We start from the raw sequence: 24,638 nt of genomic DNA, 5'->3' as shown, positions 1-24,638 counted from the left end.
GCCGCCCCGCGGTACCACCCTCCTTGGCCGCGGTGGTGCGTTCGCGGCCCTCTTGTTTGGGCTTGCTGCCGGGTCTAGTGGACCGCTGCGGGCTCCGCGGCGGCCGTTCTTCCGGCGGCTCCGGGGTGATCTTCCCGCCGTGCACACCCCCGGGCTCGCACCGTCCCCGGGTCGCTGGTGGCTGCGTACGTCGGTACTCGTCCCATCTGCGCCTTGCAGGGCCAGTGTATCGGCCGGGCGAGTCGGTTTGTCCAAACCGTTTCGGGCGGGCGGCTGTCCGGGCGGACGGCGGGGCTGGTCAGGGCGGTCGTCGGGGTCGTGGTTAGGCGGGGGTGATCTGGGCACAACCCTGTCAGCGCGGGGCGTGGCGGCCGTGGCGGCTGCCTGGGTGGGATCGTTGCGAGGCGTCGGTATGTCATGTTGTGACCGGTTTTGATCGGGATTATCGTTCCGGCACTGGAAGCCGCCGGGAACCGGCGGCTCGATTCGTTCGTAGATGGGGTCGAAGCCATGGCTGAGAAGGGAACCGGCGCGGGTACCGCCACCAAGCGGGCACGCAAGGCCGTGGCGGTCGATCCAGGGGAGGGGACCGTGACCACTACCGCACCGAAGTCCAGCACCGACACCGTCACCGTGCCGCGCGGGGCCGAGTCCGTGGACCCGGCCACGCTGCCGGTCCTGCCCGGCGAGGACCCGTGGACCACCGAGGAGGTCCACGAGCTGCACGACGAGCTGATCAGCGAGCTGGAGCGGCTGCAGAACGAGATCGGGGCCGCCGAGGCGGCCATCTCCGGCCTGATGCGCGACTCCAACGACGGGGCCGGCGACGACCAGGTGGACGCCGGGACGAAGAACATCTCGCGGGAGAGCGAGCTGGCGCTGGCCAACAACGCGCGCGACAGCCTCGCCCAGACCGAGCGCGCGCTGGGCCGGCTGGAGGGCGTCGGCTTCGGCATCTGCGAGTCCTGCGGCAAGGCCATCGGGAAGGCCCGGATGCAGGCCTTCCCGCGGGCGACGCTGTGCGTGCCGTGCAAGACCAAGCAGGAACGCCGCTGAACCGGCCGCCGAACCGGGCGGCCGGAGCGACGCGCGGGGTCGGGCTTGCCGTACGCTCGACCCCGTAGTGTCGCCTGACGCGTCCGCACCGGCTGCGGACGGGCCCAGGCCGTCACCGGCCCACCACCCTCCCCCACCTACGGCCGGGGGAGCTCCATCGGCAGCGGAGCGGATCATCAGTACGCAAGGTTCCCCCCAGACCCGGGACGAAGCCGTCCCGTCCCCCGCCGATGCCGTGGAGGTGCCCGTGGCCGAGCCGACCGAGGCGGCGTCCGTGGACGAACCGGCGGCGGCGGAGAAGCCCAAGGGGCCGCGGCGGATCGGTGTGCTGCTGGTCGTCGCGGTGCTCGCCTTCCTGATCGACCTCGGCAGCAAGCTGCTGGTCGTCGCCCGACTGGAGAACCACTCGGCGATCAAGGTGATCGGGGACGTCGTCACCTTCCAGGTGATCCGCAACTCCGGCGCGGCCTTCGGGATGGGGCAGGCGCTGACCGTCGTCTTCACGATGATCGCCTCCGCCGTCATCGTGGTGATCTGGCGGATCGCCCGACGGCTGTACAGCCTGCCCTGGGCGATCGCGCTCGGGCTGCTGCTGGGCGGGGCGCTCGGCAACCTCACCGACCGGCTGTTCCGCTCGCCGGGCGTCTTCCGCGGGCACGTCGTGGACTTCATCTCCGTCCAGCACTTCGCCGTCTTCAACCTCGCGGACTCCGCGATCGTCTGCGGCGGGATCCTGGTCGTACTGCTCTCCTTCCGGGGCAGCAACCCGGACGGGACCGTCCACCAGCAGGGCGGCAAGGGCGAGTAGCCCCGGCGGGCGGGGAGCACGGCGCGCGGGGGCGGGCCGTGTTTCCGGCATACTCGTACGGGTGAGTACCGCAGCGCAGATCCGAAGCCTCCCCGTTCCCGACGGCCTGGAGGGCGAGCGTCTCGACGCCGCCCTGTCCCGGATGTTCGGCTTCTCCCGGACCAAGGCCGCCGAACTGGCCGCCGAAGGCAAGGTGACGCTCGACGGCGCCACGGCCGGCAAGTCGGACCGGGTGACCGCCGGTTCCTGGCTGGAGGTCGAGATCCCCGCCCCCGCCGCCCCGGTGCAGGTCGTCGCCGAGCACGTCGAGGGCATGCGGATCGTCCACGACGACGAGGACATCGTGCTGGTCGACAAGCCGGTCGGCGTCGCCGCGCACCCCAGCCCCGGCTGGACCGGCCCCACCGTGATCGGCGGGCTCGCCGCGGCCGGGTACCGGATCTCCACCTCGGGGGCGGCCGAGCGGCAGGGCATCGTGCACCGGCTGGACGTCGGCACCTCGGGCCTGATGGTCGTCGCCAAGTCCGAGCGCGCGTACACCGACCTCAAGCGGCAGTTCCACGACCGGATCACCGACAAGCGGTACCACACGCTGGTCCAGGGGCACCCGGACCCGATGAGCGGGACCGTGGACGCGCCGATCGGGCGGCACCCCAGCTCGGACTGGAAGTGGGCGGTGACCCGGGAAGGCAAGCCGTCCGTCACGCACTACGACCTGATCGAGGCGTACCGGGCCGCGTCGCTGCTGGCGATCAAGCTGGAGACCGGGCGCACCCACCAGATCCGCGTCCACATGTCCGCGCTGCGCCACCCCTGCGTGGGCGACCTGACGTACGGCGCCGACCCGACGCTGGCCAAGCGGCTCGGGCTGGGCCGGCAGTGGCTGCACGCGGTGTCGCTCGGCTTCGAGCACCCGGCGGACGGGCAGTGGGTCGAGTTCTCCAGCGAGTACCCGGCGGACCTGCAGAACGCCCTGGACGTCATCGCGGCGGAGAGCTGACATGGGCGCCGAGTCGGGCGTCGCCATTCGGGTGGCCGAGGGCGAGGCGGACCTGGCGCTGGTGCGGGAGGTCCGGCGGGAGGTGTTCATCGTCGAGCAGAACGTGCCGGAGGAGCTGGAGTACGACCGGTACGACGGCACCTCGGTGCACCTGCTCGCGGTCGGGCCCGACGGGGCCGGGCTGGGGACCGGGCGGCTGATCTTCGGCGAGCAGGCGCGCGAGCTGACCGGCGGCGTCGAGGGGCGGGTGCTGCTCGGGCGGCTCGCCGTACTGCCCGTGGCCCGGGGGACCGGGCTGGGCGCGGAGCTCGTGCGGGCGATCGAGGCCGCGGGCGCGGAGCGCGGGGCCTCGGAGGTGGAGCTGCACGCGCAGGTGCAGGCGCTCGGGTTCTACGAGCGGCTGGGATACCTGGCGGAGGGCCCGGTGTACGACGACGCCGGGATCCCGCACCGGACGATGACGCGGCAGCTGTAGGCACTCGGGGGGCGGCGCCGGACCTTCGGGGCCCGGCCCGGCAGGCCCCGTCCGTTGTGCGCTGATCCCCGCGCCCCTCTTCGGGGCGCGGGGATCCCTGCGTTCGGGGCCGGCGGTTCGGGGGTCGGCGGTTCGGGGGTGGCGCTTCGGGGCGGCGGTCCGGGGCCGCGTTCGCGGGGTGTTCGTCGCCTGGCCCGGCGAGCGCTGCCCGCCCTTATTCGGCGCCTACCCGGGCGGCGGATACGATCAGCGCCCATGGAGTTCGGTGGGGCATGGCGTCGGTGGCGCGGCCGGGGCACGACCGTCAGGCGCAGGGTGCTGGCCGGTGCGGTGGCCCTGGTGGCGGTGGCCGCGGTCGGTACGGCGACGGTGGCGTCCGGCGGTGAGCAGACGGTCCGTGAGGAGGACCGTTTCCTCAGCATGCCGGAGACGCCCGGCAGCGCGCAGCAGGTCCAGCTGGACACCTCGTTCTTCACCGCCGGCAGCGGTCCGCGCCCGGCGGTGCTGCTCGCGCACGGCTTCGGCGGCTCCAAGGAGGGCGAGCGCGATCGCGCCCGGCAGCTCGCCCGGCAGGGCTACGCGGTACTGACCTGGTCGGCGCGCGGGTTCGGACGCTCGGGCGGCAAGATCGGCCTCAACGCGCCCGACCGCGAGGTCGAGGACGTCCGGCACCTGGTGGACTGGCTGGCCCGGCGGCCCGAGGTGAAGCTGGACGGCGCGGGCGACCCGAAGGTCGGCATCACCGGGGCCTCGTACGGAGGGGCGATCTCGCTGCTGGCCTCCGCGTACGACCCCCGGATCGACGCGGTGGCCACCCAGATCACCTGGTGGAACCTGGCGGACGCGCTGTTCCCGCAGGGTGTGCAGGGCTCTGGCGCGGCGGACGGCGTGTTCAAGAAGCTGTGGGCCGGGATCTTCTTCACCACCGGCTCGGCGGCCCCCGGTTCGGCGGGCAGTCTCGGGCCGTCCGGCGGTGCGCCGCGCGAGAGCGGCGAGCCGAAGCCGGTGGCGGACGGGGACGCCGGCTGCGGGCGGTTCCTGGAGTCGCTCTGCCGGATGTACGACCGGGTCGCGACCGCCGGGCACGCCGACCCGGAGGCCGTCGCGCTGCTGGACCGCTCCAGCCCGTCCTCGGTGGCGGACCGGCTCAAGGCGCCCACGCTGGTGGTGCAGGGCCAGCAGGACTCGCTGTTCCCGCTCGACCAGGGCGACCGGATCGCGCAGGCGATCGCCGGCAACGGCGCGCCCGTGGCGGTGGACTGGTTCGCCGGCGGGCACGATGGCGGGACGGACACCAGCGCGCGGGTCGACGACCGGGTGACGGCCTGGTTCGACCACTACCTCCGGGGACAGGGGAACGACACCGGGCCGGACTTCCGGGTGACCCGGACCGGCGGTGTCGACTCGACCGGCTTCCAGGCCGTGCTGCGCGGGGCCACCGCCGGCCGGTACCCGGGACTCGGCGGGACCGGCTCGCGTTCCGTCGAGCTGGCCGGCGGGGAGAAGACCGTGGCCAACCCGCCCGGCGGGGCGCCGCCGGGGATCTCGACACTGCCGGGCATCGGCGCGCTCAGCCAGGCGGCCTCGCTGGGCGCCGGACTGTCGCTGGACTTCCCCGGGCAGAGCGCCGCCTTCGACTCCGCGCCGCTGGACTCGCCGCTGCACCTGACCGGGCAGCCGACCGTGCCGGTACGGGTGACGGCGGACCGGCCGGACGCGGTGCTGTTCGCGAAGCTGTACGACGTCGGGCCGGACGGCAAGGCGGTGCTGCCGCAGCAACTGGCCGCGCCGCTGCGGGTCACCGGCGCGGACGCGGGGCGGACGGTCACCGTGGCGCTGCCGACGGTGGACCACACCTTCCCCGCCGGACACCGGCTGCGGCTGGTGCTGGCGAGCACCGACCTCGCGTACGCCTCGCCCGTCGAGCCCGCCACCTACCGGGTCGCGCCGGCCGGGGCGGTCACCGCGCCGACCGTCGAGGAACTGGTCACCGAGGCGGCGCCGCTGCCCGCGCGGACCTGGCTGCTGCCGGTGGCCGCCGTGGTGGTGGCCGCGGGCCTGGTGCTGGCGCCGCGGCTGCGGCGTCGGCGGGCGGCCGGCGGGCCGGAGTTCGATCCGGAGCTGGCCGCCGTTCCGCTGCTGATCAGCGGGCTGAGCAAGCGCTACAAGGGCTCCCAGGACCGCTACGCCGTACGGGAGCTGGGCTTCCGGGTGGAGCAGGGGCAGGTGCTCGGGCTGCTCGGACCGAACGGCGCGGGCAAGACCACCACACTGCGGATGCTGATGGGTCTGATCCGGCCGGACGCCGGGGAGATCCGGATCTTCGGGCACCTGGTGCGGCCCGGTGCGCCCGTGCTGTCGAGGGTCGGGGCGTTCGTGGAGGGCGCGGGCTTCCTGCCGCACCTCACCGGGCGGGCCAACCTGCGGCTGTACTGGCAGGCGACCGGGCGGCCGGAGGCCGACGCCCGCTTCGACGAGGCACTGGCCATCGCGGGGCTCGGCGAGGCGCTGGACCGGGCGGTCCGGACGTACTCGCAGGGCATGCGGCAGCGGCTGGCGATCGCGCAGGCGATGCTCGGGATGCCGGACCTGCTGATCCTCGACGAGCCGACCAACGGGCTGGACCCGCCGCAGATCCGCGAGATGCGCGAGGTGATGATCCGCTACGCGGCGGGCGGGCGGACGGTGATCGTTTCGAGTCACCTGCTGTCCGAGGTCGAGCAGAGCTGTACGGACCTGGTCGTGATGGACCGCGGGCGGCTCGTCACGACCGGCGCGGTCGGTGAGATCGTCGGGTCGTCGGAGCTGCTGATGATCGGCGTCGCCGGTTCGTACGACCCGGAGTCGGCCGCAGAGAAGGTCGCCGCGCTGGCCGGCGTCGGCTCGGCGGAGGCCGTCGAGGGCGGACTGCTGGTCCGGCTGGACGGGCTGGCGGCGAGCGAACTGCTCGCGGAGCTGGTGCGGCTGGGGGTGCCGGTGGAGAGCGCCGGACCGCAGCGGCGGTTGGAGGACGCGTTCCTGTCGTTGATCGGAGGTGGTGCGGGATGAGTGCGGTCTCTGAGACTTCCGCGGTCTCGAAGGACCACGCGGAGGGGTACCGGGCGGGCCGGACGCTGCCGCTGCGGGTGGAGGCGATGCGGCAGCTGCGGCGCCGCCGCACCCTGGTGATCGGCGCGGTGCTGGCCGTCCTGCCGTTCGTCATCCTGGCCGCGTTCCAGATCGGCGGCAGCCCGGGCCGACCGGACCGGACCACCTTCATCGAGCTGGCCACCGCGTCGGGGGCCAACTTCGCCGTCACCATGCTGTTCGTCGGCACCGGCTTCATGCTGGTGATCCCGGTCGCACTGTTCTGCGGGGACACCGTCGCCTCGGAGGCCAGCTGGTCCTCACTGCGGTACCTGCTGGCCGCGCCGGTGCCCCGGGCCCGGCTGCTGGTGCGCAAGTTCGCCGTCGGGCTGGCGTTCTCGGCGGTCGCGATCGTCATGCTGCCCGCGATCGGACTGGTCGTCGGGACGGCCGCCTACGGGTGGGGCGACCTCAAGCTGCCCGCCGGGGCCAGCCTGCCCGCGGGGGAGGCGCTGCCCCGGATCGCGATCGCGGTGGCCTTCGTCTTCCTGAGCGAGATCGTGATCGCGGCGCTGGCGTTCTGGCTGTCCACGGCGACCGACGCGCCCCTGGGCGCGGTGGGCGGTGCGGTGTTCGTGTCGATCATCACCGGGGTGCTGGACGCCGTCACCGCGCTCGGGGACCTGCGGGAGTGGCTGCCCGCCCACTGGCAGTACGCGTGGGCGGACGCGCTGCAGCCCCAGCTGGAGTGGGGCGGGATGCTGCAGGGCGTCTCGCTGTCGCTCTCGTACGCGGCGGTGCTGCTGGCGCTGGCGTTCCGGGGCTTCGCCCGCAAGGACGTGGTGTCGTAACGGCGGGTCGGGCATGGGGGATCATGGGTGGGTAGCCGACTCACCTGCCGAAGGACCCGGAACCGTGGCCCAGATCGTCCTCTTCCACTCCGCCTACGGGCTGCGCCCCGCCGTGCACGCCGCCGCCGACCGGCTGCGCGCCGCCGGGCACACCGTGCACACGCCGGACCTGTTCGAGGGGCGGACCTTCGACTCGATCGAGGACGGGCAGGCGTACCAGGAGGAGGCCGGGGGCAGCGAGGAGATGCTGCGCCGGGCGGTGACGGCCGCCGCGCCGCACTCCGAGACCGGGCTGGTGTACGCCGGCTTCTCGCTCGGCGGCGCGATCGCGCAGAACCTGGCGCTGGCCGACGAGAAGGCGCGCGGGCTGCTGCTCCTGCACGGCACCTCGGACCTGCGGGAGGACGCCGCCACCGAGATCCCGGTGCAGCTGCACATCGCGGAGCCGGACCCGTTCGAGCCGGAGGACTGGCTGAACGCCTGGTACCTGCGGATGCGGCGGGCCGGCGCGGAGGTGGAGGTGCACCGCTACCGGGGCGCCGGGCACCTGTTCACCGACCCGGAGCTGCCGGACTACGACGCGCAGGCGGCGGAGCGGGCCTGGGCGGCGTCGCTGGACTTCCTCGCGGAGCTGGACGGCCAGGAGGGCTGACGGCCCGGGTGGGGGGGCTCGGGCGAGCAGCCTGGGCGAGCGGACGGGTTGAGCAGCCCGGCGGCGGGAACCCGGGTGCTGGAGACGCGGGGCGGGGGGATCGGGATGCTGCACGTGAGTGATCTGTTCCTCGCGCGGAAGGGGCGGTAGGCGCGGGGCGCGACTCCCCGCGGGGCGCCGGACGCGGCGCGGGGAGGGCCGGATCGGGGCGGAGGGCCTCGGTCCGGCCCTCGGTGTTTCCGGGGCGGACGTCGCAGGGCCGGGCGTTGCCGACGGTGCGGTGCTGATGGTGCGTCATGTTGCCCGTGGTGTCGGTGTGGTGGGGCGATGGCGGGACGGCCGGGAGGCGGCGGAAGTGCCGGTCGGGCGCCGTCCGTGGACCGGAAAGACTGTTTCCGGACAGCTACCCACAGTGATCAAGGGGGTTGTGGTCCAGACCTCTTGTCGGGCATGTGCCATCCGGCCAGCAGGGATGATCACGCTACGAACTGTTGTTAACCGGACGGCCGTCCCGGCGTCACCGTCCGACGGCCGGTCAGGTTGACCGGATTCCCCACGGCGTCGTTGATCTCCCGGGAAACCTCTCCATAGAGTCGCGGTGCACTCCTGCCTCACCAGCTCGCCAAATCCGTGGAAATGCCGTCGGGCCATTTCCCGCGACTCAAGCATCGGAGCGGCACATGCTCGTTCTCGGAATCACCAACAACGACCTGGCCGGCGCCTGCCTGGTCCAGGACGGTACGGTCGTCGCGGCCGTCAGCGAGGAGCGCTTCTCCCGGGTCAAGGACCACAAGACCTGGCCGGAGCAGTCGATCGACTACGTCCTGAAGGAGGCCGGCGTCAGCCTTTCCGATGTCGACCGGGTGGCCTACGGATGGCAGGCGGGATTCAGCGCCGAAAAGCACCTGTTGCTCTATGTGGACCGAATTTCGGAGGAGGCCAGGCTCCGCCCGGAGGCGCTTCCGCACCTCCGCAAGCGGATATCCGACGAAATTCTGAACGACCGTGAGAAGCGCGGCGAGTTCGATGCCTTCATCGAGGAGAACGGACTGCGCGGCAAGGTGGTTCACGTCGACCACCACGAGTCGCACGGCCTGGGCGCCTTCCTCTGCTCCCCGTTCGACGACGCCCTCGTGGTCACCTGCGACGGCCGCGGGGACTTCCAGTCCCTGACCGTCACGCACTACTTCCCCGGCGGCGAGGAGGTGCTCCAGCGCGAGACCTCGATCGACAGCCTCGGCTACTTCTACGGCCGGATCACCAAGCTGCTCGGCTTCCGGCCCAACCGCCACGAGGGCAAGATCACCGGCCTCGCCGCCAACGGGGACCCGGAGAAGCTGCTCCCGCTGATGCGGCGCATGATCGACGTCGAGGAGAACGGCGCCATCCGGGCCCGCTGCGGCGACTGGTACCAGCCGTCCTACCAGGGCTACTCCGAGGAGTTGCTGGCCGAGATCGCCACCCACGAGCCGGCCGACGTAGCGGCGGCGGCCCAGCGGCACGTGGAGAACCTGCTGACCGCCGTGGTCGCGCGGCACATCGGCCGGGCGCCGAGCGGGAACGTCTGCCTGTCCGGCGGGGTGTTCGCCAACGTCAAGCTCAACCAGCGGATCTTCGAGACCGAGGGCGTGCGGAACGTCTACGTGCTGCCGCCGATGGGTGACGGCGGGCTGCCGCTGCAGACCGCCGTGATCGTGGCCCACCGGGAGACCGGCGAGCGCCCGCGGGTGCCCTCGATGGCACTCGGGCCGGACGCGGCGATCTCCGAGGGCCGGTTGGACGAGATCCTGCGGGACTACCCCGAACTGCGCTACCGCCGGCTCGGCGAGTCCATGCAGGACGTCCTGCTCGCCGCGCTGGACGCGGACCAGGTCATCGGCACCTACCGCGGCCGGATGGAGTTCGGCCCGCGCGCCCTCGGCCGGCGCAGCGTCATCTACGGCACCGCCGACGTGACCATGAACGACTGGCTCAACAAGCGCCTGAACCGTACCGAGTTCATGCCCTTCGCGCCGATCACCGCCGAGGACCTGGCGGCCGACTGCTACGTGGGCTGGGAGCCGGAGCAGCCGGCCGCGCTGTTCATGACCATCACCTACGACTGCCACGAGCCGTTCGCCAAGGCCTGCCCGGCGGTGGTGCACGTCGACAACACCGCTCGGCCGCAGATCGTCCGCTCCCAGGACGACCCGTTCCTGCACGGCCTGCTGATGGCCTGGTACGACCGCAGCGGCCAGGCGGCGCTGGTGAACACCTCGTTCAACAAGCACGAGGAGCCGATCGTCGGGTCGCACCGCGACGCGCTGGACCCGCTGGCCGACGAGGTGATCGACCTGCTGCTGGTGGACGACGTGTACCTGGTCTGGAAGGACTCCGCCGACGGCTTCATGGCGCGGCAGGCGGGCTAGGCCGGCGGCCCGGAGCCCGGAGCCCGGAGCCCGGGGCCCGGGGCCGGGTCGGTCGGGTGGGCGGATCCTCCCTGTGAGGTCTAGTCCAGTTGACCGTCCGGCCGATGGGAGTTGAACTGTCGTCAGACCGTATGGCGCGAAAGCCGAGTGAGGAGACCGATGCAGCCGCAAGCCGGAACGCGGTACGAGGTCGAGGCCGTCGTCTTCGACATGGACGGGGTCCTGATCGACTCAAGGCCCGTGATCGAGGAGGCGTGGCGGACGGTGGCCCGGCGCCACGGCCGGGTGCTGGCCGACCCGGAGGTCGAGGAGTACGTCCACGGGCGGACCGGCGACCAGACGGTGAGGCTGATCTTCCCGGACCGCTCGGACGCCGACCGGAAGGCCATCTGGGCCGAGGTGGACACCGTCGAGGAGGAGGCCCCCTACCGGGCCGTCGCCGGTGCGGACGGGCTCGCCACCCGGCTCTGGCGCGCGGGTGTGCCGATCGGCCTGGCCACCAGCAGCTGGACCCGGAAGATCGACAACGCGCTGGGCGGGCTCGGCCTGCTCGACGTCTTCCGGGTGCGGGTCACCCGGGACGACGTCGAGCGGGGCAAGCCGCACCCGGACCCGTACCTGGCGGCCTGCCGGGGGCTCGGGATCCGGCCGCAGCGCGCGCTGGTCTTCGAGGACTCGGTCAGCGGGGTGCGCTCGGCCGTCGCCGCCGGGTCGGTGTGCGTCGGGATCGGCGGGCCGGCCCTGGTCGAGGCCGGCGCGGTGGTCGCGGTGCCGGACTTCACCGCGTTGCTGGTGGAGCACGGCGGCGCCGGCGGGGCGATCACGCTGACCGACCCGGACGGGCGGGTCACCGTGGCGCTCGCGGTCGGACCCGACGGTGACTGAGCTGCGCGGGGCCGAGTCCACCCCCGCCCTCGTCGACTCCGCGCCGGGACCGGCGGCGGGGGAGGAGCCGGCCGCGACGCCGGTGATGGCCGGGTCGGCGGCGGTCTCGGCGTTCTGCGTCTTCCTCGTCCTGGGTGTGCTCACCGCCTCGCTCGGCGCCTCGCTCCCGTTCTTGCGGGAGCGGTTCGGCGCCGAGCACGAGGTCGGGCGGGTGGTCTCCGCGTACAACCTCGGGGCGCTCGCGGCGACGGTGTGCATCGGGCTGCTCGGGCGGCGGCTGAACGTCCGGTCGGCTCCGCCCGTCCTGCTCGCGGTCTTCGCGGCGGGCGCCGCGGGGATGGCGGCCAGTCCGGGCTGGACCGCCTACCTCTGCTGCGCGGCGGTCACCGGCATCGGCTACGGCGGGCTGGCGCTCACCCTGAACACGGCGTTCGCGCGCGGGTTCGCCGGGAACAGCGTGGTGATGGTCAACCGGCTGAACGCGGTCTTCGGGATCGGCGCGATGCTGGGCCCGCTGGCCGCGGGGGCCGTCGGGCACACGGACATCCGGCTGCTCGCGCTGGCGGCGGCGGTGTGCGCGCTGCCGTGCTTCCTGGTCGGACGCGCGGGGGCGGTGCTCGCGGTTCCCGGAGCCGCGCCCGGAGCCGCGACCGGTGCGGATGGTGACGCGGGCGGGACCACGGACGGTGACGCGGGCGGGACCACGGGCGGGAATGCGGATGGTCGCGGGGGCCGACGCGCCCGGATCGGGCTGGAGTTGCTCCCGTTCCTGCTGGTCGGCCTGGTGTACGCGGGCATGGAGACCAGCATCGGCACCTGGCAGTCGACCCAGCTGGTGCGCGACGGCTGGAGCACGCAGGCCGCGACGACGGCGGCCTCGGGATTCTGGGCCGGGATGGCCGTCGGGCGGCTGGTCGTCCCGCAGTTGACCAGACGGCTGCCGGGCCGGACCACCTTGCCGGCCTACCTGGCCGCCGGGCTCGGCGCGCTCGCGCTGGCCGCCGTGCCGCACCTCGCGGTGGTGGCCTACCCGCTGGCCGGGCTGGCGCTGGCGCCCGTGCTGCCGACCCTGATCGCCTGGGTCTCCGGCGTGGCCGCGGTGCCGCAGCAGGCGACCTCGGTGCTGACGCTCTGCTGCATGCTCGGCAACGCCGTCGTACCGGCAGTGGTGGGGGCGCTCGGCGGGTCGGGCGGGGCGGTGGTGATCCCGCTGGTGCTGGCCGGGGCGTGCCTGCTCTGCCTCGGGCTCGCGCTGTGGCTGCGGGCCGCTCGGCGGTAGGCCGTAGGGCGGCCGTAGGGGTACGTGGGCGGACGGGCGGTGCCGGTGCGCAGGAGGTCGGACGGGCCGACTTCCTGCGCATCGCGCGCCGGGCACCGAACGTCGAACTCCGGGCGTCGGTCCTCAGCGCGGGCGGGTGCGCTCGTGGATCGGGCCGCCCGGGGTGAACCAGCCGGCCTTCTTGCGCACGGTCGGGTTCGGATCCCCGTCGTGCGAGGCCTGCAGCGCGGCGAGGGCGCGCGGTTCGGTGTGGACGAACTTGCCGACGAGTTCGGCGGCCATCGCGCGGACGTGCGGGTCGGGGTCGGTGGCCAGGTGCTGCAGCGCCGGGGCGAGGACCCGGTCCGCACCGGGGGCGCAGGCGTCGTCCTTGCAGCGGTCGCAGGCCAGGGCGTGGAAGGCGGCGGTCCGGACGCGGGCGTCCGGGTCGTCGGCCATGGCGATGAGCAGGTCCATCGAGTCCAGGTCGACCAGGTGGTCGAGGAGGCGGCAGCAGCCCTCCCGTACGGCCGGGTCGGCGTGGGAGAGACCGGTGCGGATGGTGTCCAGCGCGTCGGCCCCGCGGCCGAGCAGCGTGTGGTAGGCGGCGACGGTGCGCTGGGGGTCGCCCAGGCAGGAGACGAGGGCTTCGTTGTCGGTCCGTGTGAATCCGAGCATGGGGCGAGTGTCCGCCGCAAAGGGCGGCGGGGCAAAGGGATTTCGGGCCGGGGAGCCGGTTCGGGGAGCCAGGGGTTCAGGGGCTCAGCGGGGGCGGCGGGTGCGGCCGTGGACGAAGAGGGAGAGGCAGGTGACGGCGGCGATCCCGCAGGCGACCATGCCGAGGCCGAGGAGCATGATCGTGCCGTCGTCCAGGCCCTGGACGAAGTCGTGGGCGGTGTTGCCGTTGGCGTCGACGGTGACCTTCTCGCCGTCCGGGTGGTCCGAGATGTAGGTGACCATCGCGATGATCGCGCCGACGCAGAGCGCGGCCGCCAGGAGCAGCCAGCCGCCCGCCTTGCGGGTCCACTCCTCGCCGGTGAGCAGCCGGGCGTCCGGGCAGTGGTCGATCACGGCGTTGCCCAGGGCGGGGGCGCCGGTGGCCAGGCCGTCGATCCGGACCCGCTTGCCGCCGACCAGGGTGAGGATGCAGCGGTAGTCGTTGCCGAAGCGGTGGGCGAAGGCGCCGACCGAGTCCCGGCGGGTCGGGACGGTGACGGCGACGACCTCGGGCCAGCGCCAACTCCCCTTCGGGCCGCGGGCATTGCCGTGGACCAGGCCGTGCTCGTGGACGTCGAAGTACTCGCCGCCGCCACCGCGCAGTGCCCGTACGGCCTGGGTGAGGCCGATGCCGAGCCCGCACACGCCGAGGCCGAGCGCCACGCCGAGCCCCTGGCCGCCGCCGGAGGAGCCGTCGTCGCTGCTCCCGAGCAGGGCCCACAGGCCCAGCCAGGAGGTGAGGACGCCGATCGGCAGGGCCCACGCGGCGTTGACCCAGCGGGTGCCGTTGGCGACCCGGTGGCGGCTGAGGAGGGCTCCGAGGGCTTCGGGGGCGGCGGTGGCGTCGGTCACGGTGGTCAGTCAAGCAGGAGTGGTTCGTTCACCTCAAGGGTGTTGACGTGGGCGGAAGTTGGCGCGGACGGGTGAGGGCCGGGGCCCGCCCGCCCGGAGCGGTCCGGACGGGCGGTCCCCGGCCCGGGGGTGGGGTGGGGCTACATCGGGCCGGGCCTGATCATGGCGAAGGGGGCGCCCTGGGGGTCGGCGACGACGGTCATCCGGCCGGCCACCATGTCGAAGGGCGGGGCGAGGACGGTGCCGCCGCGCTTGACCAGGGCGTCCACAGTGGAGTCGACGTCGTCGACCGCGAAGTAGGTCAGCCAGTGCGCCGGGGTGCCGGGCGGGTCGTTGGCGAGGAGGGTGGCGCCGCCGACCGCGCGGCCGCCGACCCGCAGCTCCCAGTAGGAGTCCGCGCCGGCCAGTGGCTCGATCTCGATGCCGAACGCCTCGCCGTAGAAGGCGGTCGCGGCGGGGATGTCGCTGGTGTGCAGCTCGTTCCAGGTCAGTGCTCCGGCCTCGTTGACCACTCGGGCGCCGAAGAACTCGCCGGGCTGCCAGGCGCCGAAGACCGCGCCCTGCGGGTCGGCGGCGATCAGCATCCGGCCCAGGTCGCCGACGTCCACCACCGGGACGAGCAGGGTGCCACCGGCGGAGACGATGGCGTCCTGGGTGGCCTGGGCGTCGGTGGTGGACAGGTAGCTGTTCCACACGGTCGGCGGCTCCGGCATCCCCTCGGGGGACATCGCCGGGCCGATGCCGGCCGCGGCCTTGCCGCCGAGCTCGCAGACCGCGTAGCCGCCGAACTCGGCCGGGCCGGGCTGGCCCTGCCAGCCGAAGAGGTCGCGGTAGAAGTCCAGCGCGGCCTGCTGGTCCTTCGCCATCAGGTCGACCCAGCAGGGCGTGCCGGTCGCGTACGGGGTGGTGACTTCAGGCATTTTGACCCTTTCCGGTGGGTTTTGCTGCCGGTCACGATTTCGTCGCTGGAGGGGAAATCGCCACTCGACACGCCGCCGCGGCGGTGGTCCGCCGGGTGGCGGGTGAGGGTCGGGGCGCGCGGCCTGATCAGCCAGGCCTCGGCGCCCGGGGGGCCGAGGGCCTGCGGCCGTCGGGCCTGCACCACGAGGTCTACCTCGGCGACCCGCGCAGGACAGCGCTGGAGAAGCTGAAGACCGTCGTGCGCCAGCCGGTCGAACGCCTGGGCTGAGGGATCGCCGGTGCCGGTCCGCGATCCACCGGAGGGCGTTGTCCGGGCAATCGGGGGCTGCGGCACGATGGACCACGTGACACAGCGGAGACACGAGTACGCACCGCCGAACACCCTCCCCGGGCTGCTGCAGCGCGGTCGCGGCCTGGGCGCCACGATGGCGGCGGAGGATCCGGCGGCCGCCGCCGACCTGGTGTACGGCTGCATCCGCTGGGAGTGGCGCTGGGACGCCGCGCTGGACGACCGCCACCTGTACCTCGCCCGGCTGGTCCGGGACCTGGAGCTGCCGCTCGCCCCCGTCGTCGGGATGCTGGCCGCGGACGAGGGGACCCGCGACCGGGCGGCCGGTGTGCTGACGCTGCTGGCCCGCGGCGGCTCGGCCGAAGCCCGGGACGCGCTGCGGGCGCACCTGCCGCCGGAGGCGCAGGAGGCGCAGGAGGCGGGGCAGGGGGAGCTCCCCGTCGTGGCGCCGCCGGACGGGCCGGGAGGCGAGCCGGACGTCCCGGCGCTGCTCGCCGAGCTGGAGCGGGACTGGGTGGACGGCACCTGGTGCGGCCCGATGCGCACGGCGCGCGGGCTGGCGCGGGCCGGTGCGCAGGCCGCCGGGGCGATCTCCCTCCTGCGCCGCTTCTGGCTGTGGACGCCGCACTCGCACGAGCGCCCGTCGTACCTGGAGGCACTGGCGGCGCTCGGCTCCGCGGGCACGGCCGAGGCGTACGCCGAGTCACTCTGGGACTGCGAAGCGCGAGCCCGGCTGCTCGGCGTCGAGCACGCCCCCGACCGCCCCGACGTCCGGGACCGCCTGGCCCGCCTGCGGGACGACCCGATGGAGCACTCGGCCGTCCGGAAGGCCGCCGCGACACGGCTCGGCGGCGGCTCGACGGCGGGCTAGAGTGGACGCGTGAACGTGTGAGTGATGGTCCGGACCCCGTGAGGCGGTCCGGGCCACATCCATTTCCAGGGCTTCCCCTCCCTGTGACCCGCGCGTTCGCCGGCCCACCAGACCAGCACCAGAGCCTCCGGAGGCCCCGCCTTGAGCGACCAGCCGTTCGCGCATCTGCACGTCCACACCGAGTACTCGATGCTGGACGGTGCCGCCCGGCTGAAGCAGATGTTCAAGGAGGTCGAGCGCCTCGGTCAGACCCATGTGGCGATGACCGACCACGGCAACATGTACGGCGCCGCCGAGTTCCACCGGCAGGCCACCGACGCCGGCATCACCCCCGTCATCGGCATCGAGGCGTACGTCGCCCCCGAGTCGCGCTCCAACACCAAGCGCATCCTGTGGGGCCAGCCGCACCAGAAGAAGGACGACGTCTCCGCGTCCGGCGCGTACACCCACAAGACCATCTGGGCCCGCAACAAGGAGGGCCTGCACAACCTCTTCAAGCTGACCTCGCGCTCCTACGCCGAGGGCTGGCTGGTGAAGTGGCCCCGGATGGACAAGGAGCTGATCTCCGAGCTCTCCGGCGGCCTGATGGCCACCACCGGCTGCCCCTCCGGCGAGGTGCAGACCAGGCTGCGCCTGGGCCAGTTCGACGAGGCCGTGAAGTCCGCCGCCGACTACCAGGACATCTTCGGCAAGGAGAACTACTTCCTGGAGCTGATGGACCACGGCCTCGACATCGAGAAGCGGGTCCGCGACGGGCTGCTGGAGATCAGCAAGAAGCTGAACATCCCCCCGGTCGTCACCAACGACTCGCACTACACCACCGAGGCCGACGCCGGCGCGCACGACCTGCTGCTCTGCGTCCAGACCGGCAAGAACCTCTCCGACCCGGACCGCTTCCGCTTCGACGGCACCGGCTACTACATCAAGTCCGCCGCCGAGATGTACGCGCTGGACTCCTCGGACGCCTGGCAGGAGGGCTGCCGCAACAGCCAGCTCCTCGTCGCCTCGCGCGTCGACACCGAGGGCATGTTCAAGTTCAAGAACCTCATGCCCCGCTTCCCCATCCCGGAGGGCTTCGAGTCCGAGGCGGACTTCTTCAAGTCCAAGGTCTGGGAGGGCATGGACTGGCGCTTCCCGGGCGGGTACGACGAGGAGCACAAGAAGCTCGCCGAGTACGAGATGGACACCATCATCCAGATGGGGTTCCCGGCGTACTTCCTCGTGGTCGCCGACTTCATCATGTGGGCCAAGAGCCAGGGCATCGCGGTGGGCCCCGGCCGTGGTTCGGCGGCCGGCTCGCTGGTCGCGTACGCGATGGGCATCACCGACCTCGACCCGATCCCGCACGGCCTGATCTTCGAGCGCTTCCTCAACCCCGAGCGCATCTCCATGCCCGACGTCGACATCGACTTCGACGAGCGCCGGCGCGGTGACGTGATCCGCTACGTGACGGAGAAGTGGGGGTCCGACAAGGTCGCCATGATCGTCACGTACGGCACCATCAAGGCGAAGGCCGCCATCAAGGACTCCTCGCGGGTCCTCGGCTACCCGTACGCGATGGGCGACCGGATCACCAAGGCCATGCCGCCGGACGTGATGGGCAAGGGCATCCCGCTGTCGGGCATCACCGACTCCTCGCACCCGCGCTACAGCGAGGCCGGCGAGATCCGCGGCCTGTACGAGACCGACCCGGACGTCAAGAAGGTCATCGACACCGCGCGGGGCATCGAGGGCCTGATCCGCCAGCCCGGCGTGCACGCCGCCGGCGTCATCATGTCCGCCGAGCCGCTGACCGACCACATCCCGGTCTGGACCCGGCACACCGACGGCGTCACCATCACGCAGTTCGACTACCCCACCTGTGAGGGCCTCGGCCTCCTCAAGATGGACTTCCTCGGCCTGCGCAACCTGACGATCATGGACGACGCCGTCAAGGCGATCGAGAAGAACAAGGGCATCAAGATCAACCTGCTTGATCTGCCCCTGGACGACAAGCCGACCTACGAACTCCTCTCGCGCGGTGACACGCTCGGCGTCTTCCAGCTCGACGGCGGCCCCATGCGCTCGCTGCTGCGCCTGATGAAGCCCGACAACTTCGAGGACATCTCGGCCGTCCTGGCGCTTTACCGACCGGGCCCGATGGGCGTCAACTCCCACACCAACTACGCGCTGCGCAAGAACGGCCAGCAGGAGATCACCCCGATCCACCCGGAGCTGGAGGAGCCCCTGGAGGAGGTGCTCCGGCCGACGTACGGTCTGATCGTCTACCAGGAGCAGGTGCAGAAGGCCGCGCAGATCCTCGCCGGCTACTCGCTCGGCCAGGCGGACCTGCTGCGCCGCGCCATGGGCAAGAAGAAGAAGGAGATCCTGGAGGCGGAGTTCGTCCCCTTCCAGAAGGGCTGCCGCGAGCGCGGCTACTCCGACGCGGCCATCCAGGCGGTGTGGGACGTCCTCGTCCCCTTCTCCGGCTACGCGTTCAACAAAGCCCACACCGCGGGTTACGGGCTGGTCTCGTACTGGACGGCCTACCTCAAGGCCAACTTCCCGGCCGAGTACATGTCCGGCCTGCTCACGTCCGTCAAGGACGACAAGGACAAGTCCGCGGTCTACCTCAACGAGTGCCGCAAGATGGGCATCAACGTCCTTCCGCCGGACGTCAACGAGTCGGACTCGGACTTCACCCCGCACGGTGACGACACCGTCCGCTTCGGCCTCACCGCCATCCGCAACGTCGGCGGACCGGTGGTCGACTCGATGATCCGGACGAGGAAGACCAAGGGGAAGTTCTCCTCCTTCCCCGACTTCCTGGACAAGGTCGAGTCGGTGGTCTGCAACAAGCGGACCGTCGAATCGCTGATCAAGGCCGGGGCCTTCGACTCGCTCGGGCACACCCGCAAGGGGCTCAGCGCGCAGTTCGAGCCGATGATCGACAACGTCGTCGGCGTGAAGCGCAAGGAGGCCGAGGGGCAGTTCGACCTCTTCGGCGGCGACGCCACGGCCGACGAGCCGAGCTTCGGGCTCGACGTCGTCTTCTCCGAGGAGGAGTGGGAGAAGTCCTTCCTGCTCACCCAGGAGCGGGAGATGCTCGGCCTGTACGTCTCCTCGCACCCGCTGCACGGCATCGAGCACGTGCTCGCCGACAAGGCGGACTGCGCGGTCGCCGACCTCGCGGAACGGCCGGACGGCACGATCGTCACCATCGGCGGCATCATCTCGGGCCTCCAGCGGAAGATGACCAAGCAGGGCAACGCCTGGGCCATCGCGACCGTCGAGGACCTGGCGGGCTCGATCGACTGCATGTTCTTCCCGGCGAGCTACCAGCTGGTGTCCTCCCAACTGGTCGAGGACGCCGTGGTGTTCGTGCGCGGCAAGCTCGACAAGCGGGAGGACGTGCCGCGGCTGATGGGGATGGAACTGTCCGTCCCCGACCTGTCGAACGCGCACGCCGAGGCGCCGATCGTCATCAACATCCCGAGCGGGAAGGTCACGCCTCCGCTGGTGGCGCGACTGGGCGAGGTGCTGGGGAGCCACCGGGGCACCACCGAGGTCCGGGTGCGGCTGGAGAGCCGCACCAAGACGACGGTGCTGCGGCTCGACCGGCACCGGGTGAAGTCGGACCCGGCGCTGTTCGGGGACCTGAAGCAACTGCTCGGGCCCAGCTGTCTGGTGGTGTGAGGCCCCTGCGGGTGCGTCCGGCCGGCGGATCCCGAGTGCGGGCGGCGGCCTTCCGCTGCGCGTGGTTCCCCGTGCCCCTTCCGGGCGCGGGGAACTTCTGCTCCGGGGCTTCAGGAGCCGCTGCCGAGGCCCGGCGGTACCGCGGTGTGGAGGGCCGAGACGAAGGCGGAGATGGCCGGGTGGGAGCCGGCGCCGGCCCGGAAGGCGGCGCGGGTGCGGCGGTACATCGGGAGTCGGGTGAGGACCACGCCGGGCGGGGGCTGGGCGGTGCCGAGGTGGGGGACGAGGGCCACGCCCTGCCCGGCGGCGACCAGGGCGAGGACGGTGGTGTAGTCGTCGATCTGGTGGCGGATCCGGGGGGCGAAGCCGGCCGCCTCACAGGCGCGGACGGCCATGGTGTGGCAGAGCGTGCCGGGCGGGGACATGATCCAGGGCGCGCCGCGCTGTTCGGCGATCGCCCCCGGGGTGCGGGCGGCCAGGTACATGGGTTCGGTGAAGACCGGGCGGGTCGCCGCGAGGCCGGGCTCGGGGTCGGCCGGGACGAGGTCGTACTCGTGCACCAGGGCCACGTCCAGTTCGCCCGCGCGCAGGGCCGCGCCGACGGCCGCCGGGTCGACCTCGGTGACCATCGGCTCCAGCCCGGGGTGCCAGGCGGCCAGTTCCGCCATCACCGCCGGGATGATCGCGCGGGCCGCCGAGGGGTAGGTGCCGATCCGCAGCGGACCGGCCAACCCCCGCTTGGCGTGGGCGAGTTCGGCGCCCGCCTGCTCCAGCAGGGCGAGCACCGACTCGGCGTGCCGGACCAGGTTGCGCCCGGCCGGGGTGAGGGTGACCCGCCGGCCGGTGCGCTCCAGCAGCGGGACACCGGCCTCCTTCTCCAGGACGGACAGCTGCTGGGAGACCGCGGAAGGGCTGAAGGACAGCGCCTCGGCCACGGCCGCGATGGTGCCGAGGTGGGCGAGTTCGCGCAGCAGGCGCAGGCGTCGGACGTCGAGCATCGGCTCAGCTTACGAGAAGCATCGGAAATGTGAACTGGACCTGCGGTGACGGCGGCCGCAGGATCGTGGACATGGAACTCAAGGGCATCTACGTCCCCCTCGTCACCCCGTTCGCCGCCGACGGCAGCGTCGCCCTCGACTCGCTGGAGAAGCTCGCCCACGAGCTGCTCGACGCCGGTGCGGCCGGACTGGTCGCGCTCGGCACCACCGGCGAGCCGGCCGCGCTGAGCGCGCAGGAGCGGGACGCGGTGGTGGACGTCGCCGCGGCCGCCTGCGCCACGCGCGGGGCGCAGCTGATCATCGGCGCGCACGGCGGGGACACCGGGGCGACCGCCGATTCGCTGGCCGCGCTCGCTGCGCGGGTGCCGCGGGCGGCGGCCGCGCTGGTCACCGTCCCGGCGTTCGTACGGCCCGGCGAGGCGGGGACGGTCGCGCACTTCCGGGCGCTGGCCGCGAGCAGCCCGCTGCCGCTGGTCGTCTACCACATCCCGTACCGCACCGGGCAGCAGCTGTCGGCCGCCGCGCTGCGCGAGATCGCCGCGATCGACGGCGTGGTGGGCGTCAAGTACGCCACCGGCGGGCTGGACCAGGCGGGCGTGGAACTGCTCGCCGACGCCCCCGCCGGGTTCGCGGTCCTGGCCGGGGAGGACGCCTTCCTCTCGCCGATGATGGCGCTCGGCGGGCCCGGCGGCATCCTCGCCTCCGCCCACCTGGCCACCGGCCGGTTCGTGGAGCTGGCGCAGGCCTGGCAGGCCGGGGACGTCGACCGGGCACGGGCCCTCGGACACCGGCTGACCGGCCTGGCCCTGGCCGCCTTCGCGGCGCCGAACCCGGCGGTCACCAAGGGCGTGCTGCACGCCCAGGGGCGGATCCCGACCCCGGACGTCCGGCTGCCGCTGCTCCCGGCGGGAGCGGCGGAGGTCCGCGCTGCGCTGGACCTGGTGAATGGTCTGGACCGCTAGCCTCCGCCCGTCCGGAGGGCCTCCCGCGCGGTGGCCCCCCTCTCAAGCAGTGAAACGGCAGGTCGCCCCGCCCGCGTGACAAGGCATGATGGGCAGAGTGCGGCTGTGAACAGCACCATTCAGAGGAGTAGTCGGAAATGAAGATCGGCATTGTCGGTGCCACCGGCCAGGTCGGCAGCGTGGTCCGCGAGATCCTGGCGGACCGTGACTTCCCGGTGGAGCAGCTGCGGCTGTTCGCCTCGGCCCGCTCGGCCGGGCGCACCCTGCCCTGGCAGGGCACCGAGGTCACCGTCGAGGACGCGACCACGGCCGACTACACGGGCCTCGACATCGTGATCTTCTCCGCCGGCGGCGCCACCTCCAAGGCCCTCGCCCCCAAGGTCGCCGCGGCCGGTGCCGTCGTCATCGACAACTCCTCCGCCTGGCGCCGCGACCCCGAGGTCCCGCTGGTGGTCTCCGAGGTCAATCCCGAGGCCGTCGTGGACCGCCCCAAGGGCATCATCGCCAACCCGAACTGCACCACCATGGCCGCCATGCCCGTGCTGCGCCCGCTGCACGAGGAGGCCGGCCTGGCCGCGCTGGTCGTCTCCACCTACCAGGCCGTCTCCGGCAGCGGCGTCGCCGGTGTCGCCGAGCTCCAGGGCCAGGCCTCCAAGGTCATCGACGGCGCCGCCGGGCTCGCCCACGACGGCGACGCGGTCGAGTTCCCCGAGCCCAAGGTCTACCAGCGCCCGATCGCCTTCAACGTGGTGCCGCTGGCCGGCTCCATCGTCGAGGACGGCTCCAACGAGACCGACGAGGAGCAGAAGCTCCGCCACGAGAGCCGCAAGATCCTCGGCATCCCGGAACTGAAGGTCGCCGGCACCTGCGTGCGCGTCCCGGTGTTCTCCGGCCACTCGCTGCAGATCAACGCCCGCTTCGAGCGCCCGATCAGCCCCGAGCGCGCCGTCGAGCTGCTCACCGGAGCCCCCGGCGTCGAGCTGTCCGACATCCCCACCCCGCTGCAGGCCGCGGGCAAGGACCCGAGCTACGTCGGGCGCATCCGGGTCGACGAGACCGTGGACAACGGCCTGTCGCTGTTCGTCTCGAACGACAACCTGCGCAAGGGCGCCGCGCTCAACGCCGTCCAGCTGGCCGAGCTGGTCGCCGCCGAGCTCAAGGCCTGAAACCCCGGAACTCGGAGCCCGGGGACGGACCCCGGGCCCGAGGGCCGGTGCACCGCCGCGTGACCCCGGGCGGGCTCCGTCGTTGAACGGGGCCCGCCTTCGCGTTCTTTGCGCTCCGTTGGGGCGGCTGTTGCGGTACCGGGACATCCGGCAAGGTTCGGCGGGCGAACCCCGGGTAAAAGGTGACCCAACGATCGGGCGACGACGGGGGCCCCTCACCTCGGCACGCCCGTACGGAGGGCGGACCGCCCGCCCGAACGACCCACCCGACTGACTCCGAGGGCGAGCGGAAAGAGGTGCGCGATGGACCGCTGTGTCGTCCTGGTGGACGCCGGATACCTGCTGGGCGCCGCCGCCAGCCTGCTCGCGGGGGATCCGTCGCGGTCCAAGGTCACGGTGAACCACACGGCCCTCATCACCGCGCTGCGCGAACGCGCCGAGGCCGAGACCGGGCTGCCGCTGCTGCGCATCTACTGGTTCGACGCCGCACCCGACCGGCGTCCGATGCCCGAGCACCGCCGGCTGCGCGTGCTGCCCCGGGTCACCGTACGGCTCGGGGCGCTCACCCGGGCGGAGGGGCGGTGGGTGCAGAAGGGCGTGGACGCCGCGATGCACGCCGAGCTCTCCGAACTCGCCCGCAACCGGGCCTGCGCCGACGTCGTACTGATCACCGGCGACGGCGACCTGCTGCCCGGCATGATGACCGCCAAGGAGCACGGCGTCGCCGTCCACCTCTGGGCACTGCAGGCCGCCGACGGTGACTTCAACCAGTCCGAGGACCTGGTCGGCGAGGCGGACGAGCGGCGGGTGCTGGACCGGGAGTGGATCGAGGGCTCGTTCTCGCTGCGGGACAACTCCAACCTCTTCCCGGCACCCGGGGCGCGGCAGGAGATCGCCAAGATCCTCGCCGCACCGCCGGCGGCCCCGGCCGCGCTGCCAGACGTGGCTCCGGCGGTCCGCCCGGCGGCGGTGGCGGCGACCGCGACCGCCCCGGCCGGCGACGAGCGGCCGCAGTCGGCGGCCGCGCTCAAGGTCGTCCCGACCCCGAAGGACCTCGCCGGGCGGGCCCCGTCCGTCACACCGATCACCCCGGCGGCGAACGGGCACGGGGCGGTCGGCCACGCGGTCAACGGGCACGGCGGCCACGCCATGAACGGGCACGGTACCAACGGCCACGGTACGAACGGGCACGGCGCCGTCGCGCAGGCCGGGCCGGTGCTGCGGTGGTCCTCCGACCGCGGCTGGGTCGACCGGCCCGCCCCGGAGCCCGCCGTCACCGCCGGCGACAACCTGCCCACGCTCGCCCAGCTCACCACCGCCGAACAGCGCTGGGCCGACCGCGAGGAGGACATCACCTCCATCGGCGGGGACGCCCACGAGGTCGGGCAGGTCTTCGCCCGCCGCTGGAGCGACCGGATCGGCGACTTCGAACGGCTCACCGTGCTGTGGCCCGACTACCCGCGCATCCCGCACCGCGTCGACGGCGAGCTGCTCCGCTACGCCGCCCGCTTCGGACTGCTCGCGCACAAGGACGACCAGATCGACGAGCACGACCGCTACGCCATCCGGGCGGGGTTCTGGAAGGAGATGGCCGCGAGGGTGCCCGGCGGATCGATGGTCGTCGACGACTGAGGCGGCGACCGGGGCGCCGAGGGCGGCGGCCGGGACGGTGACGGACGGGCACCCGACCGGCGGCCGGGCGTGACCGAGGCCTCCGGCGACCGGGCC

20 protein-coding genes are annotated in these 24,638 nt (G+C 72.9%); 16 read left to right on the top strand and 4 right to left on the bottom strand.

Going from position 1 to position 24,638, the window contains the following annotated elements; translation table 11 throughout:
- Nucleotides 1-591: 591 nt before the first annotated feature.
- From ACIGG8_RS12800 to ACIGG8_RS12755, 10 genes are all read left to right on the top strand, one after another.
- Nucleotides 592-1,056 (top strand): TraR/DksA family transcriptional regulator, encoded by a 465-nt coding sequence (locus ACIGG8_RS12800; protein ID WP_350522488.1) that lies wholly within the window; start codon nt 592-594, stop codon nt 1,054-1,056.
- 172 nt (nt 1,057-1,228) lie between these two features.
- Nucleotides 1,229-1,864 (top strand): signal peptidase II, encoded by a 636-nt coding sequence (gene lspA, locus ACIGG8_RS12795; RefSeq protein WP_396547753.1) that lies wholly within the window; start codon nt 1,229-1,231, stop codon nt 1,862-1,864.
- A 61-nt stretch (nt 1,865-1,925) separates the two neighbouring features.
- The gene (locus tag ACIGG8_RS12790; protein ID WP_396547595.1) at nt 1,926-2,864 is read left to right on the top strand and encodes an RluA family pseudouridine synthase; all 939 of its coding nucleotides are present in this window, start codon (nt 1,926-1,928) and stop codon (nt 2,862-2,864) included.
- Between the two features lies 1 nt (nt 2,865).
- Nucleotides 2,866-3,339, top strand: a complete 474-nt coding sequence (locus tag ACIGG8_RS12785) for a GNAT family N-acetyltransferase (protein WP_396547593.1) — start codon at nt 2,866-2,868, stop codon at nt 3,337-3,339.
- A 255-nt stretch (nt 3,340-3,594) separates the two neighbouring features.
- Complete coding sequence (locus tag ACIGG8_RS12780; RefSeq protein WP_396547592.1) at nt 3,595-6,387, top strand: alpha/beta fold hydrolase; 2,793 nt, start codon at nt 3,595-3,597, stop codon at nt 6,385-6,387.
- Complete coding sequence (locus ACIGG8_RS12775; protein WP_350522483.1) at nt 6,384-7,256, top strand: ABC transporter permease subunit; 873 nt, start codon at nt 6,384-6,386, stop codon at nt 7,254-7,256. Before ACIGG8_RS12780 ends, ACIGG8_RS12775 begins: the two co-directional genes overlap by 4 nt.
- 64 nt (nt 7,257-7,320) lie before the next feature.
- A complete protein-coding gene (locus ACIGG8_RS12770) occupies nt 7,321-7,908 on the top strand; it encodes a dienelactone hydrolase family protein (RefSeq protein ID WP_396547589.1) in 588 nt (195 codons plus the stop codon).
- Nucleotides 7,909-8,588: 680 nt separating this feature from the next.
- Entirely contained in the window at nt 8,589-10,316 is a 1,728-nt protein-coding gene (locus tag ACIGG8_RS12765) for a carbamoyltransferase C-terminal domain-containing protein (RefSeq protein ID WP_350522481.1), read from the top strand.
- A gap of 159 nt (nt 10,317-10,475) precedes the next feature.
- Nucleotides 10,476-11,201 (top strand): HAD family hydrolase, encoded by a 726-nt coding sequence (locus tag ACIGG8_RS12760; protein ID WP_396547587.1) that lies wholly within the window; start codon nt 10,476-10,478, stop codon nt 11,199-11,201.
- The gene (locus tag ACIGG8_RS12755; protein WP_396547585.1) at nt 11,194-12,480 is read left to right on the top strand and encodes an MFS transporter; all 1,287 of its coding nucleotides are present in this window, start codon (nt 11,194-11,196) and stop codon (nt 12,478-12,480) included. Before ACIGG8_RS12760 ends, ACIGG8_RS12755 begins: the two co-directional genes overlap by 8 nt.
- A 123-nt stretch (nt 12,481-12,603) precedes the next feature.
- Here the strand turns inward: ACIGG8_RS12755 and ACIGG8_RS12750 are convergent, their stop codons facing one another.
- The 3 genes from ACIGG8_RS12750 to ACIGG8_RS12740 form a co-directional block, all read right to left on the bottom strand.
- Complete coding sequence (locus ACIGG8_RS12750) at nt 12,604-13,137, bottom strand: HEAT repeat domain-containing protein (protein WP_396547584.1); 534 nt, start codon at nt 13,135-13,137, stop codon at nt 12,604-12,606.
- Between the two features lie 84 nt (nt 13,138-13,221).
- Nucleotides 13,222-14,028: a hypothetical protein gene (locus tag ACIGG8_RS12745; RefSeq protein ID WP_396547583.1), complete on the bottom strand. Its 807-nt coding sequence runs from the start codon at nt 14,026-14,028 to the stop codon at nt 13,222-13,224.
- Nucleotides 14,029-14,168: 140 nt separating this feature from the next.
- Nucleotides 14,169-14,948 carry a VOC family protein gene (locus tag ACIGG8_RS12740; RefSeq protein WP_396547582.1) on the bottom strand — a complete coding sequence of 260 codons (780 nt, stop codon included), beginning with the start codon at nt 14,946-14,948 and terminating at the stop codon, nt 14,169-14,171.
- 95 nt (nt 14,949-15,043) lie between these two features.
- Between ACIGG8_RS12740 and ACIGG8_RS12735 the strand changes: the two genes are divergently transcribed.
- The 3 genes from ACIGG8_RS12735 to dnaE all read left to right on the top strand — a co-directional run bounded on the left by ACIGG8_RS12735 (nt 15,044) and on the right by dnaE (nt 19,784).
- Entirely contained in the window at nt 15,044-15,217 is a 174-nt protein-coding gene (locus ACIGG8_RS12735) for a hypothetical protein (RefSeq protein ID WP_396547580.1), read from the top strand.
- Nucleotides 15,218-15,293: 76 nt separating this feature from the next.
- Nucleotides 15,294-16,109, top strand: a complete 816-nt coding sequence (locus ACIGG8_RS12730; protein WP_396547579.1) for a hypothetical protein — start codon at nt 15,294-15,296, stop codon at nt 16,107-16,109.
- Between the two features lie 141 nt (nt 16,110-16,250).
- Nucleotides 16,251-19,784 carry a DNA polymerase III subunit alpha gene (dnaE, locus tag ACIGG8_RS12725; protein ID WP_396547577.1) on the top strand — a complete coding sequence of 1,178 codons (3,534 nt, stop codon included), beginning with the start codon at nt 16,251-16,253 and terminating at the stop codon, nt 19,782-19,784.
- 110 nt (nt 19,785-19,894) lie between these two features.
- Here the strand turns inward: dnaE and ACIGG8_RS12720 are convergent, their stop codons facing one another.
- The gene (locus ACIGG8_RS12720) at nt 19,895-20,782 is read right to left on the bottom strand and encodes a LysR substrate-binding domain-containing protein (protein ID WP_396547576.1); all 888 of its coding nucleotides are present in this window, start codon (nt 20,780-20,782) and stop codon (nt 19,895-19,897) included.
- A 29-nt stretch (nt 20,783-20,811) separates the two neighbouring features.
- On the opposite strand from ACIGG8_RS12720, the gene ACIGG8_RS12715 reads away from it, so the two are divergent.
- From ACIGG8_RS12715 to ACIGG8_RS12705, 3 genes are all read left to right on the top strand, one after another.
- The gene (locus ACIGG8_RS12715) at nt 20,812-21,744 is read left to right on the top strand and encodes a dihydrodipicolinate synthase family protein (RefSeq protein WP_396547574.1); all 933 of its coding nucleotides are present in this window, start codon (nt 20,812-20,814) and stop codon (nt 21,742-21,744) included.
- A 137-nt stretch (nt 21,745-21,881) separates the two neighbouring features.
- Nucleotides 21,882-22,910, top strand: a complete 1,029-nt coding sequence (locus tag ACIGG8_RS12710) for an aspartate-semialdehyde dehydrogenase (RefSeq protein ID WP_396547573.1) — start codon at nt 21,882-21,884, stop codon at nt 22,908-22,910.
- Between the two features lie 303 nt (nt 22,911-23,213).
- Nucleotides 23,214-24,542, top strand: coding sequence for an NYN domain-containing protein (locus tag ACIGG8_RS12705; protein ID WP_396547571.1), 1,329 nt, complete (start codon nt 23,214-23,216; stop codon nt 24,540-24,542).
- The last annotated feature ends 96 nt before the right edge of the window (nt 24,543-24,638 follow it).

The sequence above is a fragment of the Kitasatospora sp. NPDC085464 genome (assembly GCF_044541955.1).
Lineage (GTDB): Bacteria > Actinomycetota > Actinomycetes > Streptomycetales > Streptomycetaceae > Kitasatospora.
This window is presented reverse-complemented; position numbering and strand designations above follow the sequence as displayed.

What these genes read in the sequence shown, in the direction of transcription:
- ACIGG8_RS12780 (WP_396547592.1), top strand. Translation starts at nt 3,595, where the DNA reads ATGGAGTTCGGTGGGGCATGGCGTCGGTGGCGCGGCCGGGGCACGACC.
- ACIGG8_RS12775 (WP_350522483.1), top strand. Translation starts at nt 6,384, where the DNA reads ATGAGTGCGGTCTCTGAGACTTCCGCGGTCTCGAAGGACCACGCGGAG.
- ACIGG8_RS12765 (WP_350522481.1), top strand. Translation starts at nt 8,589, where the DNA reads ATGCTCGTTCTCGGAATCACCAACAACGACCTGGCCGGCGCCTGCCTG.
- ACIGG8_RS12750 (WP_396547584.1), bottom strand. Translation starts at nt 13,137, where the DNA reads ATGCTCGGATTCACACGGACCGACAACGAAGCCCTCGTCTCCTGCCTG.
- ACIGG8_RS12710 (WP_396547573.1), top strand. Translation starts at nt 21,882, where the DNA reads ATGAAGATCGGCATTGTCGGTGCCACCGGCCAGGTCGGCAGCGTGGTC.
- ACIGG8_RS12720 (WP_396547576.1), bottom strand. Translation starts at nt 20,782, where the DNA reads ATGCTCGACGTCCGACGCCTGCGCCTGCTGCGCGAACTCGCCCACCTC.
- ACIGG8_RS12705 (WP_396547571.1), top strand. Translation starts at nt 23,214, where the DNA reads ATGGACCGCTGTGTCGTCCTGGTGGACGCCGGATACCTGCTGGGCGCC.
- ACIGG8_RS12740 (WP_396547582.1), bottom strand. Translation starts at nt 14,948, where the DNA reads ATGCCTGAAGTCACCACCCCGTACGCGACCGGCACGCCCTGCTGGGTC.
- ACIGG8_RS12760 (WP_396547587.1), top strand. Translation starts at nt 10,476, where the DNA reads ATGCAGCCGCAAGCCGGAACGCGGTACGAGGTCGAGGCCGTCGTCTTC.
- ACIGG8_RS12785 (WP_396547593.1), top strand. Translation starts at nt 2,866, where the DNA reads ATGGGCGCCGAGTCGGGCGTCGCCATTCGGGTGGCCGAGGGCGAGGCG.